Annotated in this window: 15 protein-coding genes and 1 pseudogene; 9 read left to right on the plus strand and 7 right to left on the minus strand. The window is 66.9% G+C overall.

What is annotated here, in order from left to right; all coding sequences use genetic code 11:
* Positions 1 to 28 precede the first annotated feature (28 nt).
* Positions 29 to 1,492, plus strand: coding sequence for an N-acyl-D-amino-acid deacylase family protein (locus ACSFBE_RS00265; protein WP_435488365.1), 1,464 nt, complete (start codon positions 29 to 31; stop codon positions 1,490 to 1,492).
* Complete coding sequence (locus ACSFBE_RS00270) at positions 1,489 to 1,926, plus strand: YybH family protein (RefSeq protein ID WP_435488366.1); 438 nt, start codon at positions 1,489 to 1,491, stop codon at positions 1,924 to 1,926. The genes ACSFBE_RS00265 and ACSFBE_RS00270 overlap by 4 nt, the downstream gene beginning before the upstream one ends.
* Positions 1,927 to 2,015: 89 nt before the next feature.
* Here the strand turns inward: ACSFBE_RS00270 and ACSFBE_RS00275 are convergent, their stop codons facing one another.
* The gene (locus ACSFBE_RS00275) at positions 2,016 to 2,993 is read right to left on the minus strand and encodes a GlxA family transcriptional regulator (protein WP_435488367.1); all 978 of its coding nucleotides are present in this window, start codon (positions 2,991 to 2,993) and stop codon (positions 2,016 to 2,018) included.
* A gap of 82 nt (positions 2,994 to 3,075) precedes the next feature.
* Here ACSFBE_RS00275 and ACSFBE_RS00280 point away from each other — a divergent pair, with 82 nt between their 5' ends.
* From ACSFBE_RS00280 to ACSFBE_RS00310, 7 genes and pseudogenes are all read left to right on the plus strand, one after another.
* Positions 3,076 to 3,771: a DJ-1/PfpI family protein gene (locus ACSFBE_RS00280; protein ID WP_435488879.1), complete on the plus strand. Its 696-nt coding sequence runs from the start codon at positions 3,076 to 3,078 to the stop codon at positions 3,769 to 3,771.
* Between the two features lie 31 nt (positions 3,772 to 3,802).
* On the plus strand, positions 3,803 to 5,029 hold the full coding sequence (locus tag ACSFBE_RS00285) for an ABC transporter substrate-binding protein (protein WP_435488368.1): 1,227 nt from the start codon (positions 3,803 to 3,805) through the stop codon (positions 5,027 to 5,029).
* A complete protein-coding gene (locus ACSFBE_RS00290; protein WP_435488369.1) occupies positions 5,029 to 5,790 on the plus strand; it encodes an ABC transporter ATP-binding protein in 762 nt (253 codons plus the stop codon). Before ACSFBE_RS00285 ends, ACSFBE_RS00290 begins: the two co-directional genes overlap by 1 nt.
* Before the next feature lie 2 nt (positions 5,791 to 5,792).
* On the plus strand, positions 5,793 to 6,503 hold the full coding sequence (locus tag ACSFBE_RS00295; RefSeq protein WP_435488370.1) for an ABC transporter ATP-binding protein: 711 nt from the start codon (positions 5,793 to 5,795) through the stop codon (positions 6,501 to 6,503).
* Position 6,504: 1 nt separating this feature from the next.
* Positions 6,505 to 7,383, plus strand: a pseudogene (locus tag ACSFBE_RS00300) (branched-chain amino acid ABC transporter permease); the annotation flags it as partial.
* 132 nt (positions 7,384 to 7,515) lie between these two features.
* Positions 7,516 to 8,424, plus strand: coding sequence for a branched-chain amino acid ABC transporter permease (locus ACSFBE_RS00305; RefSeq protein WP_435488880.1), 909 nt, complete (start codon positions 7,516 to 7,518; stop codon positions 8,422 to 8,424).
* Positions 8,411 to 9,028 carry a YitT family protein gene (locus tag ACSFBE_RS00310; RefSeq protein WP_435488371.1) on the plus strand — a complete coding sequence of 206 codons (618 nt, stop codon included), beginning with the start codon at positions 8,411 to 8,413 and terminating at the stop codon, positions 9,026 to 9,028. Before ACSFBE_RS00305 ends, ACSFBE_RS00310 begins: the two co-directional genes overlap by 14 nt.
* A gap of 24 nt (positions 9,029 to 9,052) precedes the next feature.
* Here ACSFBE_RS00310 and ACSFBE_RS00315 read toward each other — a convergent pair whose 3' ends face one another.
* From ACSFBE_RS00315 to ACSFBE_RS00340, 6 genes are all read right to left on the minus strand, one after another.
* Positions 9,053 to 9,748, minus strand: coding sequence for a DJ-1/PfpI family protein (locus ACSFBE_RS00315; protein WP_435488372.1), 696 nt, complete (start codon positions 9,746 to 9,748; stop codon positions 9,053 to 9,055).
* A 118-nt stretch (positions 9,749 to 9,866) separates the two neighbouring features.
* Positions 9,867 to 10,508, minus strand: a complete 642-nt coding sequence (locus ACSFBE_RS00320; RefSeq protein WP_435488373.1) for a LysE family translocator — start codon at positions 10,506 to 10,508, stop codon at positions 9,867 to 9,869.
* Between the two features lie 4 nt (positions 10,509 to 10,512).
* A complete protein-coding gene (locus ACSFBE_RS00325; protein WP_435488374.1) occupies positions 10,513 to 11,205 on the minus strand; it encodes a VOC family protein in 693 nt (230 codons plus the stop codon).
* Between the two features lie 10 nt (positions 11,206 to 11,215).
* The gene (locus ACSFBE_RS00330) at positions 11,216 to 12,127 is read right to left on the minus strand and encodes a PhzF family phenazine biosynthesis protein (RefSeq protein WP_435488375.1); all 912 of its coding nucleotides are present in this window, start codon (positions 12,125 to 12,127) and stop codon (positions 11,216 to 11,218) included.
* Positions 12,128 to 12,140: 13 nt separating this feature from the next.
* Positions 12,141 to 12,782 (minus strand): glutathione S-transferase family protein, encoded by a 642-nt coding sequence (locus ACSFBE_RS00335; RefSeq protein ID WP_435488376.1) that lies wholly within the window; start codon positions 12,780 to 12,782, stop codon positions 12,141 to 12,143.
* 9 nt (positions 12,783 to 12,791) lie between these two features.
* Positions 12,792 to 14,006, minus strand: a complete 1,215-nt coding sequence (locus tag ACSFBE_RS00340; RefSeq protein ID WP_435488377.1) for an aminotransferase-like domain-containing protein — start codon at positions 14,004 to 14,006, stop codon at positions 12,792 to 12,794.
* Positions 14,007 to 14,066: the final 60 nt, after the last annotated feature.

A 14,066-nucleotide genomic window follows, 5' to 3' on the forward strand; every position in this document is an offset into this window, starting at 1 on the left:
CCGACCTTTGCCCATCCCAGGAATGCACATGACCGAGAAGCGTCCCCACTATGACCTGCTGATCCGCGGCGGCAGCGTGATCGACGGCACCAAGGCGCCGCGTTTCCACGCGGACATCGGCATCACCGACGGCCGCATCGCCGCCATCGGCCGGCTCGATGGCCACGGCGCCGACGAGACCATCGACGCCACGGGCCTCATCGTCGCGCCGGGCTTCATCGACTCGCACACGCACGACGACCAGGCGGTGCTGTCGCAAGCGCTTATGCCCTTCAAGATATCCCAGGGGGTCACCACCGTGATCACCGGCAACTGCGGCATCAGCGCGGCACCGTTGCGGGCCGACATGGAGCTGCCCATGCCGCTGAACCTGATCGACGCACCGGCGGAGGGGCGCTTCACGACCTTTGCGGCCTATCTCGATGCGCTGCGACACACGCCGTCTTCCGTCAACGTTGCTGCGATGGTGGGTCATTCGACGCTGCGTGGCGTCACGATGAGCGACCTCGACCGGCCCGCCAGCAGCGCAGAGATCGCGGCCATGCGTGCCCATGTCGAAGAAGCGATGGAGGCCGGCGCCATCGGCATGTCGACCGGCACCTTCTACGCGACGGCCGCGCACGCAACGACCGAGGAGATCATCGAGGTCGGTCGACCGCTCGGTGCATGCGGTGCGGTCTACGTGACCCACATGCGCGACGAGTCCGACAAGATCATGGAGGCGATGGAGGAGTCCTTCGCCATCGGCCGCGCGCTGGGCGTGCCGGTGGTGCTGTCACACCACAAGGCCATGCATGCGCCTAACTTCGGCAAGACGAAAGTGACGCTTCCCTACATCCAGGAGACCATGAAGCACCAGTGCGTCTCGCTCGACTGCTATCCCTATACGGCGGGTTCGACCATGATCCGCGCCGACCGCGGCATGCTCGACGGCCGCGTGCTCATTGCCAGCAGCGAACCCCACCCCGAATGCGCCGGCCGCGATCTCGCCGACATCGCCGCGGACTGGGGTGTGTCGAAGCACGACGCAGCGCTCCGGCTCCAGCCGGGCAGCGCGATCTATTTCATGATGGACGAAGACGACGTGCAGCGTGTGCTGGCTTTCGACGAAACGATGATCGGTTCCGACGGCATCCCGCTGGGCGACAAGCCGCACCCGCGCCTGTGGGGGACCTTTCCGCGCGTGCTCGGCCATTACAGCCGCGACGTCGGCCTGTTCCCGCTCGAGACGGCCGTGTGGAAGATGACAGGGCTGACCGCACGAAACTTCGGTCTGCGCCGCCGCGGCACCTTGAAGATCGGGCAACACGCGGACGTGGTGCTCTTCAACGCCGCGACGATCCGCGATGCGGCGAACTACGAAACGCCGGCCCAGCCGGCCGAGGGCATCGACACCGTGATCGTCAACGGGGCGGTCACCTGGCGGCAAGGCGCGCACACCGGCGCGCGCAGCGGGCAGGTGATCACGCGCATGGACCAGGTGGCCGGATGAATGCGCCGGGCGGGACGAACGAGCACACGATTCGTGCGGCGCGGGCCTTCTCCAATCTGGCGATCGCGAACCAGGACATCGACGGGATCTCGAGCATCTGGATGGCGGACATCCTCGTGCTGACATCGACCTCTGTGCAGCTCCTGGGCGCACAGGCCAATCGCCACTACTACCAGGCCCAGTTCGCGCTCCGCCCCGATACGCTGTGGGTTCGCACACCCTCGTCGGTTTGCGCCCCGTCTTCCTGGCGCATTGCTCAGGAAGAGGGTCACTGGACGGGCCAATGGACCGAGCCCGACGGACGGATGGAACTGCGCGGACGCTACATGGCGCAATGGGTTCGCGCCGAAGGCGATTGGCGCATTCAAGGCGAGCTCTATGTGCCGACGTCTTGCATCGATGGCGTCTATAGCGCCGGACTTCAGGGACGTTAAGCGCAACGCGCAGGTGTTTTTCTGCAGCGATGGGGGCATGCCACCTGCAGGGGATCTTGCAGGCGGAAGCGACATCAGCTGTGCAAAATCTATTCAGCATCGCTGCGGCAATGCAGCTCCCTGAACAGCAGCGGCGTCATGCCGAATCGGCGGTCGAAGGCCTTCGACAACTGGGCACCGGTCGAGTAACCCGTTCGTACCGCGATCTCCTTGAGCGACATGCCGGCCGCGAGAAGGTTGCGGGTCTGGTCCAGTCGCAGGGTCTCCACGAAATGCGCCGGCGTCTCGCCGGTGCTCTTCGTGAACCGTCGCAGAAAGGTGCGTTCGGACATCGAGACCCGCTCCGCCAGGCGCGGCACGTCGAGCGTCTGCGACAGGTTCTCGCGCATCCAGTGGACCAGGGCAGCGAACGGCGCGTCTGCATCGGATTGCGCGCTCAGCACGGCGCTGAACTGCGACTGGTAGCCGGGGCGGCGCGCGTACAGGACCAGGCGCTTGGCGATGGTGTTCGCCACCGCATTGCCCAGGTCGGCGGCCACCATCTCCAGGCTCATGTCGATCCCGGTCGTCACACCCGCGGAGGTCCACAGCCGGCCATCGTTGACGAACAGCGCGTTGGTGTCGACCTCGATGTCCGTGCATCGGTCTGCGAGGTCGTTGCATGCCGACCAGTGCGTGGCAACGCGCTTGCCGCTCAGCAGCCCGAAATGGGCCAATGCGAAGGTGCCCGTGCAGATGGAGCCATAGCGGCGCGCGTTCTTGCTTGCTCGCACCGCCCATTTGCGCACCGCGTCGTTGTCCGCCAGAAGCTTGAGCCCCGATTCGTCACCGCCGGCGATCAGCAAGGTGTCGATGGTGCCGGGCGACAGATCCTCGATCGACTTGGTCACCAGCGCCACCGCGCTGCTGGTCTGAATCGTGCCGCCTTCGGGGGAGCAGATGTGGACCTTGTAGTGGGCTTTGCCCAGCGCATCGTTGCCCGCCTCGAACACCATCGCCGGCCCGGTGACGTCGAGAACCTGGCACCGCGGGAAGCTGAGGATGGCGACGTTGAGCGGCTTCGGCATTGGCGAATATTAGCCTGTGATTGTCATTTACGCCAAGTTCGGCGACTCACACAATCTGTCATCGATTCGACTCTACACCTCAATGAACGACACCATTCACATCGGATTCCTGATCTTTCCCCAGGTCACCCAACTGGACCTCACCGGCCCGGCGCAGGTGCTGAGCCGTGTCCCGGGCGCCAAGGTGCATCTGGTGTGGAAATCGCTCGAGCCCTTGATGACGGATGTCGGGTTCACCATCAATCCGACCGTGACCTTCGACGATTGCCCGCGACTCGATGTGCTGTGCGCACCGGGTGGTTTTGGCGTGGTGGAACAGTTGAGTGATGCCCGCACCTTGGCGTTCCTGCGGGATCAGGGGAACACCGCGCGCTATGTGACCTCGGTCTGCAACGGTTCGCTGCTGCTCGGCGCCGCGGGGCTCATCGATGGCTACAAGTCGGCCTGCCACTGGATGTGGCGGCACTACCTGCCGCAATTCGGTGCCGAGCCCGTGGCGGCTCGCGTCGTGCGCGATCGCAACCGCCTGTCGGGGGGCGGCGTGACATCTGGCATCGATTTCGCTTTCACCCTGGCCGCCGAGCTGGCGGGAGAAGAAGCCGCGCGAATGATCCAGCTGGGCCTCGAATACGACCCGCAGCCGCCGCTCGACTGCGGGTCACCCGAGAAGGCCGGTGTCGAGCGCGTGGCCCGCGCTCGCGCCGCACAGGCCCCCTGGATCGAAGGCGTCGAAGCCCAGATCGCACAGGCGGCACAGCGCCTTTCGCTTCAGCGTTGAACACGATCCTCCACTCTCCCAAGGAAGTCCCATGAAACCCAGCCTCTGCAAATGGACCCTCGCGGCCGCCTCCGTCGCGGCGCTTCCGGCTTTCGGCCAGATTTCCGACGGGGTCGTCCGGTTGGGGGTCATCAACGACCAGTCGGGGCCCTATGCCGCACTGACCGGGCCGGGTTCCGCGCTGGCGGTGCAGATGGCGGTGGAGGACATGAAGCAGCAACTTGGTGCGATCAAGGTGGAGGTGCTCGTCGCCGACCATCAGAACAAGCCCGACATCGGCTTGACGGTGGTGAAGCGCTGGTTCGACGTGGACAAGGTCGATGCGGTACTCGACATCGCGAATTCCGCCGTGGCCCTGGGCGTTCAGTCGGTCATCAAGGAGAAGAACAAGATCGCGCTGTACGGCATCATCGGAACGACCGAGCTGACCGGAAAGCAATGCGCGAAGACCGGCTTTTCCTGGGTGCACGATGCCTATGCGCTGGTCTCGGGCCCCGTCAAGACGCTGACCAAGAGCGGGCTCGACACCTGGTACTTCGTCGGCGCCGATTTTGCGTTCGGCAAGAACATGGTGCAGGAAGCCAAGGCGCTCGTGGCCGCCAGCGGCGGCAAGACATTGGGCGAGGCTTTCCACCCGATGGGTGCCTCGGACTACAGCTCGTACCTGCTGCAGGCGCAGAGCTCGGGCGCGAAGGTCGTGGCATTCGCCAACGGCGGCGGTCAGCTGGTGAACTCCATGAAGCAGTGGAAGGAGTTCGGCATGCAGGACGGCAAGCAACGCCCGGTCGCCACGCTGCTATCGGTCGCGGACGTGCATGCGGCCGGGCTCGACGTGATGCAGGGCCTGTCGGCCACCACCGCGTGGTACTGGGATCTGAACGACGACACCCGTGCCTTCTCGCGGCGCTTCTTCGAGCGCTTCAAGGCGATGCCGACCGAGTCGCAGGCAGGCATGTATTCGGCCACCAGCCACTACCTGAAGGCCGTGGTCGCCACCCAGACCGACGCCACGGACCCGGTGGCCGCGAAGATGCGCAGCACGCCGGTGAACGACATGTTCGCCAAGAACGCGCCCCTGCGCGATGACGGCAAGCTGTCGCATGATTTCCTGTTGGTCACCGTCAAGACCAAGGCGGAGTCCAAGGCGCCGTGGGACTACTACAAGGTCAACGGTGTCATTGCCGCCGGCGACGCCTTCACGCCCTTGAGCGCAAGCGAATGCCCCCTGGTCAGCAGCGCCGTCGGCAAGGCCAAGTGATGGCGCCTGGCATCGAGGGCGCGCCCGCCATCCTCACTGCGCGTGGTCTCACGCGCAGCTTCTCGGGCTTCACGGCGGTCAAGCAGGTCGACCTGACCGTTCGCCGAAACACGGTCCATTCCGTGATCGGGCCCAACGGCGCCGGCAAGAGCACGCTGTTCAATCTGCTCACCCGCTTTCTGGAGCCCGATGCCGGCAGCATTCTCTACAACGGTGCAGACGTCACGCGCACGCCGCCCGCGCAGCTGGCCCGGCAAGGGGTCGTGCGCTCGTTTCAGATCTCGGCCGTCTTTCCGCACCTGACCGTGGCGCAGAACGTGGGCGTGCCCCTGCAGCGACTGTCGGGGCTGCAGAAGGTGTTCTGGCGTTCCACCGCGTGCCTCAGCGAACTCGATGACCGGGTGCATGCGCTGCTGCGCCAGTTCGGACTGAGCGAGTGGGCCCACATCGCGGCCGGGGAGTTGCCTTACGGACGCAAGCGGGCACTGGAACTGGCGACCACCTTCGCCCTCGAACCCGACTTGGTGTTGCTGGACGAACCGATGGCGGGCCTGGGCATCGAGGACGTGACCCGGGTCGCCGATCTCATCGCCGAGCTCGCCGAGCAGAAGACCATCGTCATGGTCGAGCACAACCTCAAGGTGGTCGAACGGCTTTCGGACACCGTCACCGTTCTTTGCCGTGGCGAAGTCCTGGCGGAGGGCCCCTATGAAGAGGTCGCCGCCGATGCGCGCGTCCTCGAAGCCTACATCGGCCACTGACCATGGATACCACCAACACCGTCCTCGATGTCAAAGGCCTGAGTGCGGGCTACGGCGGCAACCAGGTGCTCGACGGCGTCAGCTTCACGCTGCAGCGCGGTGAAGTCGTCACGCTGCTCGGGCGAAACGGGGCGGGCAAGTCCACCACCCTCAAATGCCTGATGGGCTTCATCACCGAGAAGACCGGCGCCATCGACTTCGAGGGCGCGCCGATCGTGCGGTGCCTGCCCGAGCAGATCGCCAGGCTGGGCATGGCGTACTGCCCGGAGGAGCGCGGCATCTTCTCGCAACTGAACGTGCTCGAGAACCTGACCTTGCCGCCGGTGCTCCGCGAAGGCGGACTCACGTTGCACGAGGTCTACGAACTGTTCCCCAACCTCCGCGAACGCGCCGCCAGCCAGGGCACCAAATTGTCGGGCGGCGAGCAGCAGATGCTGGCGATCGGGCGAATCCTTCGCACGGGCGCCAAGTGCCTTCTGCTGGACGAGCCGAGCGAAGGGCTCGCGCCGGTCATCGTGAAGCTCATCGCCCAGACCGTCCATGCGCTCAAGCGCCGCGGCTTCACCATCCTGCTGGTGGAGCAGAACCTTCGCTTCGCCACCGAACTGGCCGACCGCCACTACGTCATGGAGACCGGGCGCGTGGTCGACATGCTGACCCGTGACGACATGCACAACGGCAACGCGCGCGTCGAAGCCTACCTGGGAATTTGAAATGCTCGAATCGCTGGGACTCCTGTCTCCGTCCCCCGCCCTGTTCGGGCAGCTTCTGCTGGGGCTGATCAACGGCTCTTTCTACGCCATGATGAGTCTGGGCCTGGCCATCATTTTCGGGCTGTTGAACGTCGTCAATTTCATGCACGGCGCGCAGTACATGATGGGCGCGTTCACCGCATGGATGCTGCTGCAGTGGCTCGGCATCGGTTACGGGTTCGCGCTGGTGCTGGCGCCGCTGATCGTCGGCGTGAGCGGCATCCTGCTGGAGCGGCTCTTCGTGCGCCGGCTCTATCACCTGGACCATGTCTATGGGTTGCTGCTGACCTTCGGCCTCACGCTGATCGTCGAAGGCCTCTACCGAAAGGCCTTCGGCTCCGCCGGCCTGCCCTATGCGAACCCCATGCCCGGCGGCTTCCGCACGGCCCTGGGGTACCTGCCTTACTACCGGCTGTGGGCCTTGTTCGCCTCGCTCCTGGTGTGCCTCGCCACCTGGTACATGATCGAGAAGACGAAGCTCGGGGCCTACCTGCGCGCCGCCATCGAGCGTCCGGACCTGGTGCGCGGCTTCGGCATCAACGTGCCGCGGATGGTGACGCTGGTCTACGGATTCGGCGTGGGCCTGGCCGGCCTGGCCGGCGTGTTCGCCGCACCGATCTACAACGTCAGTCCGACGATGGGCTCCAACTTGATCATCGTGATCTTCGCGGTGGTGGTGATCGGCGGCATGGGTTCCATCAAGGGCGCCATCATCACCGGCTACCTGCTGGGCCTGGCGGAAGGCCTGATGCGCTATTACTACCCGCCCCTGTCCGATACCGTCGTCTTCATCATCATGGCCGGCGTGCTGCTCATCAAGCCTGCGGGGCTGTTCGGCAAGGGCGTGATCAGTCAGCACGCGGCTGCCGCCATGGAAAGCCGCGCCGGCATCGAGCCGAAGAAGCTGCGTGCGGGCCTGAGCTGGGTGCTCCTGGTCGTGTCGGTGGCAGCGCTCGTCGCCGCGCCCTTCGTGATGTACCCGGTGTTCCTCATCAAGGTGCTGTGCTTCGCGGTGGCCGCGAGCGCAGTGAATTTGCTGCTGGGCTACATGGGCGTGCTGTCGTTCGGCCACGCCATGTTCTTCGGCTTCTCGGCGTATGTGGCGGGCCATCTGGCCAAGGTGTGGGGGCTGTCGCCCGAGTTGGCGATCCTGGGCGCGACGCTTGCGTCGGTCGCGCTCGGCGGCATCGTCGGCCTCATCGCGATCCGCCTGCAGGGCATCTACTTCGCGATGTCGACCCTCGCGCTGGCTCAGATGGTGTACTTCTTCTGCCTCCAGGTGCCGTTCACGAACGGCGAAGACGGCATCCAGAACATTCCACGTGGTGTGGCCTTCGGCGTGTGGGACCTGAAGAGCGACCTCTCCGCATACTTCTTCGTCCTGCTGATCTGCGGCGCTGCCATTCTGGCCATCGCTCGGCTGGTCCACTCGCCGTACGGGCGCATCGTCGCGGCGGTGCGCGACAGCGAACCCCGGGCGATCTCGCTGGGCTACAACGCCAATCGCTACAAGCTCGCGGTCTTCGTGTTCTCGGCGGGCATCACCGGCCTCGCGGGCGCGACCAAGGCCATCGCGGTGCAGATCGCCACGCTCACCGACGTGGGCTGGCAGATGTCCGGCGAGTTTCTGTTGATGACGCTCGTCGGCGGCCTCGGCAGCATCACGGGCCCGATCCTCGGCGCGCTCGCCCTCATCAGCATGGAGACCTACATGTCCGAACTGCAGGACTGGGTCACGGTGGCACAAGGCGTGGTCTTCTTCGTGGTCGTGCTGGCCTTTCGCGAAGGCATCGTCGGGAGCCTGTCCGGCATCTGGCGCAAGCAGGCCGCTGCGCGCACGCACGTGAAGCTGAAACTCGAACCGTCCGATGGACCGACCTAGCGCCGCGCTGCGGCTTCGTCCGCACAGCCGGCGCGAGGACTTCTACGGGGTGGCGCTCGGCATCTTCTTCTGCGCTGTCGGGATCGGTCTCCTTCACCGCGGCGGAATGATCACCGGTGGGATCGCGGGCCTGTCGCTGCTGGTCGCCCTCTTTGCACACCAGCCGGTGGGCGCGCTGGTCTGGGTTCTGAACGTGCCGTTCGTCGCGTTCGCATTCGCCGCCATGGGCCGAGGATTCGGCGCCAAGACGCTGGTCGTCAGCGCTGTCCTGGGTGCATCGATCGAGTTCGTGAGCCGTTCACTGAACGTCTCGGGGATCTCTTCCGCGTTTTCGGCCATCGGTGGCGGCACCCTGCTCGGCACGGGCATCCTTTTTCTGGCTCGACACAACGCCTCGCTGGGCGGAACGGGCGCGGTCGTTCTCTGGCTGCAGAAACGATACGGCCTGAATGCCGGCATGAGTCAGCTGGGGATCGACGCCGTGCTCTTCGTTGTCGCTTCGGCGCTGCTGCCATGGCCGACCGTGGTCTGGTCGCTCTTGGGCACGCTCGCGATGAATGCCATGGTCATCGTCTGGCACAAGCCCGGGCGGTACCACGGCTGATGTCTGCGCGGCTCGCGCCGCCCGTCAGTGGCCGAGCGTGCTGGCGACGCGCGTCGAGACCTCGCGGCGCTGCCGAAGCATCTCCTGCGCCGACAGACGTACCTTCTCGACGAGCTCCGGCGCCGCCACGCGCGGGTGCCCACTCTGAAACGGCGGCGCCGGATCGTATTCGAGCATGAGCTGAAGCGACTTCGCCGCCTCGGCCCCACGGAGCACTTCAAGCACGGTGAAGGCGAAATCGAGCCCGGAGGTCACGCCGGCGCCGGTGATTCGGTTGCCATCCACGACGACGCGCTCGGGCACGATCTCGACGCCGAAGAGCGCCAACTGGTCGATGGAAAGCCAATGACACGTGGCCTTGTGTCCTTGCAGCAGGCCGGCGGCGGCGAGCAGCAGCGAGCCGGTACAGACCGAGGTGACCCACTCGGCGCCGATCGCCTGTCGACGCAGGAACTGCAGCACCTCGGCGTCTTCCATCAAGGGCGTCTGTCCCGGGCCGCCGGGCACCACCAGCACGTCGTATTGCGGCGCGTCGTCGAAGCTCTGGTCGGGAACGATCGTGAGCCCGGTGTCGCCCTTGATCGGCTGTCGATCCTTCCAGACCAGTTCCGCATGGCAGTCCGGCGCGCGTGCCAAGACTTCGAAAGGTCCGAGGATGTCCAGTGAGGTCATCATCGGGAAGACGAGCATGCCGATCCGGGTTTTGGGTTTCAGGTTCATGCGATCACTGTGCCCGGCGCGTCCGCATCGCGTCGGACAAAAAGCAGTTGTTTACCGACAGGATTCGGCTGCTGCGAAGACGGTGCGCTGCGCGGCCTCGATCGCTGGCCCGTTCAGTTCATGCGCTCGCCTTGCGCGTGTCGACCGCGATGCGCACCGCCAGCAGCGCGAGCACGCTGCCCATCACGTAGCGCTGCGCGCGCAGCCAGCCTTCGCTGTGCGAGAGCAGTGCGGTGATCGACGCGGCGCCGAGCACCAGCATCAGGTTGACGAAGCCGCTGACCGAGATCTGGATCGCGCCGAGCGCCGCGCTCTGCCACAGCACCGAGCCGCGCTCGGGGTGGAGGAACTGCGGGAAGAAGGACAGGTAGAACATCGCGACCTTCGGGTTCAGCACGTTGGTCAGGAAGCCCATGCGGAACAGCTTGGCCGGCGGGTCGATCGGGAGCGTGCGCGCCGCGAAGGGCGCATGTCCGCCAGGCTTGACGGCTTGCCACGCCATCCACAGCAGGTAGGCCGCGCCGGCCAGGCGCACCGTGTCGAAGGCGAAGGGCACGGCCGCGAGCAGTGCGGTAAGGCCCAGCGTCGCAGCGACCAGATGCACCAGAAAGCCGACCAGCACGCCGGCCAGCGACACGATGCCGGCGCCGCGCCCCTGGCACAGCGCGCGCGACACGCAATAGATCATGTTCGGCCCGGGCGTCAGCACCAGCAGCAGCGAGGCGAGCGCGAACCAGGCGAGTTCGGCGGCGGTGAGCATGGTGTCAGATCCCTTCCGATTCGAGCGTGACCGGGCCGCGCGGCGTTTGCAGCACAGCCACCAGGTTGGGTGGGCCGGCCTGTACCTCCATCGACGCGAGGCCCAGCGCGGCGAGCGCCTCCTGCAGCACCGCGGGCCGAGGGTGGCTGGCATGCAGCGCGCTCAACGTGACGCCCGACGACGGCATCGTGTCGGTCGGATGCACGGCCCCCCATTCGATCACCGTGGGCAGCGCGCCGTAGAGCAGGCGCTGGCCGTCGTCGCGCACGCTGATTTTCCAGTCGAGCCGGCCGGCGGCCGTGTCGCGCGAGGCTTCGATGAGCAGCCCGCGGTCCAGGGGCGCGGGGCCGGCGGCGAGCGCGTGCAGTGCGGCGGCGGCATCGGGCACGCGGGCGACGAAATGGATCAGCCGCGGCCCGTGCTGCGCAAGCGCGGCCTGGAGCGCCGCGTCGTCCAGGTCGAACCAGCGGTGCAGGCCCGCGGCACGCGTGGGTTGCTTGGCGGGGTCGATGGCGAGGATCTCCAGGTAGGCCCGAGGAAACGCCGCCGTCGCGATCGCGATGAGCCGGTTGTGCGTGCCCATCAGCGGGTGGGTGCCACCCGGGCCGGGCGTCACGCCGAGCGTGGCTTCGCACCACGCGACGCCCTCCTCGAGCGTGCGAGCGGCGATGACGAGGTGATCGATCTGTGCGGACACGGGCCGGGCCTCAGAGATGCACGCTGCCTTCGATGCAGGTGACGGCATCGCCGCCAACCCACACCTGGCCGTCGGCATCGCGCTCGATGTGTACCCGGCCATCCCGCCCCATGCACTGGCCTTGCCCCGCGACGTAGCGTGCCGGCAGGTGGCCATCGGCGATCAGCCACTGGGCGATGCTGGCGTTGAAGCTGCCGGTGACCGGGTCTTCCTCGACGCCGATGGGCGCGGCGAAGGCGCGCACCTCGAGGCCGACCGATGCCAAGGCCGCGCGCTCGCCGAAGGCGCGCGCTTCGCGGTTCGAGCGGCCGATGAGGGCCGGCGCTTCGTCCGGCGCGTTCGTCAGCGCCGCGACACCCACCTTCTGGCGCAACTCCTTGAGGGCGCGGTGGTCGGGCTTGAGCGCCAGCACCGTGTCGACGTCGTCGAGCAGCAGCCCCAGCCATACCGGCCCGTTGTCGAGCATCTGCGCCCCGCGGATCTGCGCCGCCTTCAGGCCGAGCGCGGCGGCCACGCGCGCCAGCACGCTCGGGCTCGGCGCGCTGCGCGTCACCGGCGGTGCCGCGAAGGCGAGGCGCTCGCCATCGCGGCGAATCGGCACCAGGCCGACGGCGCTCTGTTGCACGATGCGGTCGGGCGACTTCGGCGTGCCACCAGCGCGCAGCCAGGCATGGCAACTGCCGAGCGTCGGATGGCCGGCGAAGGGCAACTCGCTGCCGGGCGTGAAGATGCGCACGCGGTAGTCCGCGGCCGGGTCGGTCGGCGGCAGCAGGAAGGTCGTTTCCGACAGGTTGGTCCACTGCGCGAAGCGCTGCAGTTCGGCGTCGTCCAGGTCGCTGCCATCGAGCACCACTGCGAGCGGGTTGCCGCGGTAGGGCACGGCGGTGAACACGTCGACTTGTTGGAAGGGGCGGGTCTTCATCGTCTTCTCTGCATCATTCCAAAGGGAGGTCGAGCACGCCGCGCGCGGTGGAACGTGCCTTCAGGTCGGCGAACCAGCGCTCGACGTTCGGCCATGCCGGCCGGGTGTACTCGGTGGGCGGAAGGCCGAACCAGCGGTGTGCCTCGCAACCGACCGGGATGTCGGCCATGGTGAAGTCGTCGCCCATCATGAAGGCGCGCGTGGCCAGGTGCGCGTCGAGCAGCGCGAACAGCGGCTCGGTGGCGCGCACCGAGCGCTCGATCAGCGCGGCGTCGCGCTCGGCCGCGGGCGTGCGGATCCACTGCTTGAAGGCGCCGCCGCTCGCCGGGTTGAGCGTGGTCTGCTGCCAGTCCATCCAGCGCTCGGCGTCGAAGCGCGCGTACAGCGGTTCGGGGTAGAGCGTGCCCGGCGCATGCTTGGCAGAGAGGTAGCGCACGATCACGTTCGACTCCCACAGCACCTGCTGCGTGTCCCCGTCGCCATCGTCGATGCAGGGCACCAGCGCATTCGGATTGAGCGCCAGGTACTCCGGCGTCTGCACCACGCCGAACTTGCCGCCGGCCTCGGTGCGCTGGAAGTCGAGCCCGAGCTCCTGCGCGCACCAGACCACCTTGCGCACGTTGATCGAACTGATGCGGCCCCAGATGTTGAGCATGGGGGTCCTTCAGGTGGCGGCCAGCTCGCGCTGCACGCGGGCCGCGGCATCGTGCGCCAGTTGCTCGCGCAGCGTTGCCGCGAGCGCGGCGATGGCGATGTCGATCTGCTCGACGCTCGCGGTCACGAAGGACAGGCGCAGCGTGCGTGGATCGCCCTGACCGTCGGCATAGAAGGGTGCACCGGGCACGAAGGCCACGCCGCGTTCGACCGCCTTGGGCAGCAGCTTCACCGTGTCGATGCCTTCGGGCAGGCGGGCCCACATGAACATGCCGCCGATGGGTGCGTTGAAGCTCACGTCCAGGCCCTTCATCTCGCGCGTCAGGGCCGCGGCCATGGCGTCGCGCTGGCGCTTGTACAGGGCGCGGATGGTCGGCACATGGCGCGCCAGGAAGCCGTCCTTCATCACCTCGACCACCATGCGCTGCGTGAAGATCGGCGTGTGCAGGTCGACCGCTTGCTTGGCCTGCAGCAGCTTCGGATAGATCGCCTTCGGCGCCACCAGGAAGCCCAGGCGCAGGCCCGGCGCCAGCACCTTCGAGAAGGAGCCGAGGTAGATGCAGCCTTCGGGGTTGCGCGCGGTCAGCGGCAGCGGCGGCGCTTCGTCGAACCACAGCTCGCCGTAGGGGTTGTCTTCGATGATCGGCAGGTTGGCGGCTGCGGCAGCCGCCGACACGGCGGCGCGGCGCGCCTCGCTCATGGTGCGGCCGGTGGGGTTCTGGAAGTTGGGCAGCAGATAGATGAAGCGTGCCTCCTTCGATTTGGCGATGAGGTCCTCGACGATCACACCCTCGTCGTCGCTCGCCACGCTCACCGGCGTCGGCTCCATCGGCGAGAAGGCCTGCAGCGCTCCGAGGTAGGTCGGCGTCTCCACCAGCACCCGGCTGCCCGGGTCGATCAGCACCTTGGCCACCAGGTCGAGGCCTTGCTGCGAGCCGGTGGTGATGAGCACCTGGGCCGGGTCGACGTTCCACGGCAGCATGTCGGCCACCGCCTGGCGCAGCGGGCCGTAGCCTTCGCTGGCGGCGTACTGCAGCGCGGCCGGGCCGTCGTTGGCCAGCACATGGGCGCAGGCGTCGGCGAAGGCGCTGATGGGGAAGGTCTTGGGCGAGGGCAGTCCGCCCGCCAGGCTGATGATGCCGGGCTGGTCGGCCAGCTTGAGGATCTCGCGCAGCACCGAGGGGTTCATCTTCTCGGCCCGTGCGGCCATCTTCCATGTCGTCATGTTGCTTCCTTGAATGCGAGGCGGTTGTCGTTGTCTTTGCGGGGATCGAAAAGTGTGCCG

The sequence above is a fragment of the Variovorax sucrosi genome (assembly GCF_051216635.1).
Lineage (GTDB): Bacteria > Pseudomonadota > Gammaproteobacteria > Burkholderiales > Burkholderiaceae_C > Variovorax.

Bases quoted from the DNA above. Each gene is read 5' to 3' on its own strand.
- ACSFBE_RS00265 (WP_435488365.1), top strand. From the start codon at position 29: ATGACCGAGAAGCGTCCCCACTATGACCTGCTGATCCGCGGCGGCAGC.
- ACSFBE_RS00270 (WP_435488366.1), top strand. From the start codon at position 1,489: ATGAATGCGCCGGGCGGGACGAACGAGCACACGATTCGTGCGGCGCGG.
- ACSFBE_RS00275 (WP_435488367.1), bottom strand. From the start codon at position 2,993: ATGCCGAAGCCGCTCAACGTCGCCATCCTCAGCTTCCCGCGGTGCCAG.
- ACSFBE_RS00280 (WP_435488879.1), top strand. From the start codon at position 3,076: ATGAACGACACCATTCACATCGGATTCCTGATCTTTCCCCAGGTCACC.
- ACSFBE_RS00285 (WP_435488368.1), top strand. From the start codon at position 3,803: ATGAAACCCAGCCTCTGCAAATGGACCCTCGCGGCCGCCTCCGTCGCG.
- ACSFBE_RS00290 (WP_435488369.1), top strand. From the start codon at position 5,029: ATGGCGCCTGGCATCGAGGGCGCGCCCGCCATCCTCACTGCGCGTGGT.
- ACSFBE_RS00295 (WP_435488370.1), top strand. From the start codon at position 5,793: ATGGATACCACCAACACCGTCCTCGATGTCAAAGGCCTGAGTGCGGGC.
- ACSFBE_RS00305 (WP_435488880.1), top strand. From the start codon at position 7,516: ATGTACCCGGTGTTCCTCATCAAGGTGCTGTGCTTCGCGGTGGCCGCG.
- ACSFBE_RS00310 (WP_435488371.1), top strand. From the start codon at position 8,411: ATGGACCGACCTAGCGCCGCGCTGCGGCTTCGTCCGCACAGCCGGCGC.
- ACSFBE_RS00315 (WP_435488372.1), bottom strand. From the start codon at position 9,748: ATGAACCTGAAACCCAAAACCCGGATCGGCATGCTCGTCTTCCCGATG.
- ACSFBE_RS00320 (WP_435488373.1), bottom strand. From the start codon at position 10,508: ATGCTCACCGCCGCCGAACTCGCCTGGTTCGCGCTCGCCTCGCTGCTG.
- ACSFBE_RS00330 (WP_435488375.1), bottom strand. From the start codon at position 12,127: ATGAAGACCCGCCCCTTCCAACAAGTCGACGTGTTCACCGCCGTGCCC.
- ACSFBE_RS00335 (WP_435488376.1), bottom strand. From the start codon at position 12,782: ATGCTCAACATCTGGGGCCGCATCAGTTCGATCAACGTGCGCAAGGTG.
- ACSFBE_RS00340 (WP_435488377.1), bottom strand. From the start codon at position 14,006: ATGACGACATGGAAGATGGCCGCACGGGCCGAGAAGATGAACCCCTCG.